3 protein-coding genes are annotated in these 2330 nt (G+C 46.2%); all 3 read left to right on the top strand.

Features of this window, described 5'->3' with window-relative positions:
* Positions 1 to 391 (top strand): IS66 family insertion sequence element accessory protein TnpA (gene tnpA, locus DXA93_RS17445; protein WP_147399565.1); only part of this gene is annotated, 391 nt, incomplete at its 5' end.
* Positions 385 to 729 carry an IS66 family insertion sequence element accessory protein TnpB gene (tnpB, locus tag DXA93_RS17440; RefSeq protein ID WP_009246070.1) on the top strand — a complete coding sequence of 115 codons (345 nt, stop codon included), beginning with the start codon at positions 385 to 387 and terminating at the stop codon, positions 727 to 729. The genes tnpA and tnpB, both read left to right, overlap by 7 nt.
* Positions 730 to 879: 150 nt before the next feature.
* The coding region (locus tag DXA93_RS17435; protein WP_119208896.1) for an IS66-like element ISRgn2 family transposase at positions 880 to 2330 on the top strand (1451 nt) is incomplete at its 3' end.

Below are 2330 nucleotides of genomic sequence, written 5' to 3'. Positions count from 1 at the left end.
CGAAGAACAATACCGTCTCATCATGGAATGCCGTCAAAGTGGATTGACAGATCATCAATGGTGTGTGGAACATGATATCAAGCCAGGAACTTTTTACAACTGGGTAAAAAGACTGCGTCAGAAAGGTTGTGTGGATTTGCCGGCGTCAACTGGACGCACCTATCGCGCACCAGAAGGCCAGGAAGTTGTCAGAGTGGAGTTTCATGATACTGACCCGATTCCTTATGAACAGCCATTAAATGTAATTCCGGCAGCTACGGAAAGGAATAACTTTTCTGTAGCAGAGTCAATGAAGCTGTCTGTAGGCAGCTTTCATCTAACAATACCAAATGGAACAGATCCTCAGCTTCTGGCTCAAACGCTTCGAATTGTGAAGGAGCTGGAATGTTAGGGGATATCACAGCCGCCGATGAAATCTATATCGTAACAGGCAGAACGGATATGCGGAAATCCATTGACGGGCTGTGTGCTATTGTAGAGGATCAACTCCATATGGATCCAAGGCGAAGTGCCCTGTATCTTTTCTGTGGAAAACGTTGTGACAGGATCAAAGCTTTGCTCTGGGAATCTGACGGATTTGTGCTGCTGTATAAACGTATGGAAGTTCAGGGCAGGTTTCGCTGGCCCAGAAATCAGCTGGAAGTAAAACAATTGACCTGGCAGCAATTCGACTGGCTCATGTCCGGGCTTGAAATCGAACAACCCAAGGCATTCAAACCTACGGAATGATCGCGTAAAACATCTATGCCAACCAACAGAAACGGAGGGGCTTCTCACCCTGTATCATGTCTGAAATCCCTTGTAAATGCTGGGTTTTCTGCTTCTTTTTCATTGCTTTTTATGGTATAATAAGAGCAGTGAAAAAGGAGCAGAAAACATATGGCTGGCAATTCAAAAGATTCAAAAATCCTTGCGTACAAGGACATGATCAACCAACTGAATAAGACGATTTCCACACAGACAGAACTGATCCAGTCTTTACAAAAAACATTGGAAGCAGACCGGCTGGAAAAAGAAAACCTTCGTCAGCAGATTGAATATCTCACGAAGAAACTTTTTGGTACTTCCAGTGAAAAACGGAAAGATATTGATGGCCAGTTGAATCTTTTTGATGAAGCCGAGCAGGAAGCAGATCCGACATGGGAACAGGAACTTCCTGATGACATCACTGTTCCGGAACATAAGAGAAAAGCAAGACGGACACATGCTGATTTCTTTAAAAATGTTCCTTCCTGCGACGAGATCATTTCTCTTCCGGAGGAGGAGCGAAACTGTCCAACCTGCGGAACGCAGATGGAAGGTATTGGGAAAGAATTCGTCCGCCATGAATTTCGTTTTACCCCGGCCAAGGGAAAAGTAGTAAATATCTATCGTGAAACCTATAAATGCCCGGAGTGTGCCATATCAGAGGAACATCCGGATGATCAGACATTTGTCAAAGCCCCTGTTCAGGAAGCATTGATCCCGGAAAGTTATGCATCGGAATCCGTTGTCGGATGGGCAATGCACCAGAAGTACCAGAATGGTCTGCCGTTAAACAGGCAGGAAGAGGACTGGAAGCAACTGGGTGTCCCATTAAGCCGGGCTACGCTTGCTAACTGGATCATTTACTGTGCCGAGAATTATCTCCGTCATGTTTATGATTATTTTCACCGTCAGTTACGGATGCGTAAATATCTGATGGCAGATGAAACCCGGGTTCAGGTACTGAATGAGCCGGAGCGTAATCCTGAAACGGATTCCTGGATGTGGCTCTTCCGCAGTGGAGAAGATGGACTTCCGCCGATCCTGCTCTACCATTACACAGAGACAAGGGCAAAGTTCCATGCAGCATCTTTCCTACAGGGGTTCAGCGGATATCTGGAGACAGATGGATACCAGGGTTATAATAATCTGCCGGATATCAAACGCTGCTCTTGCTGGGCACATGTGAGACGTTACTTCACAGATGCCATACCGAAAGGGAAAGAGTATGATTACAGCCTTCCGGCAGTGCAGGGAGTACAGTTCTGTTCCAAGCTGTTTGATTGTGAGCGGTACTCAAAAGCAAAAAATCACACTGCGGAGCAGAGAAAACAATTTCGTCTTGAAAAGGAGAAGCCGATACTGGAGGCATTCTGGAATTGGCTGGATCAACAGCGCCCAAACAAAGGAACCCGTTTGGCGAAAGCGGTAAACTATGCCCAAAATCGGAAAGACACCCTGATGACTTATCTGGAAGACGGTCATTGCAGTTTGTCCAATAATCTTAGCGAGAATGCAATCAGGCCATTCACTGTCGGCCGGAAGAACTGGCTGTTCAGTGCCAGTCCGAAAGGAGCTGCCTCCAG

It is taken from the genome of Blautia sp. OF09-25XD (assembly GCF_003482095.1).
Classification (GTDB): Bacteria; Bacillota; Clostridia; order Lachnospirales; family Lachnospiraceae; genus Fusicatenibacter; species Fusicatenibacter saccharivorans.
The sequence above is the reverse complement of the archived record's forward strand: the minus strand, read 5'-3'. Positions and strand labels throughout refer to the sequence as shown.

Excerpts from the sequence above, each read along its gene's own strand:
- tnpB (WP_009246070.1), top strand. The coding sequence starts at position 385 with ATGTTAGGGGATATCACAGCCGCCGATGAAATCTATATCGTAACAGGC.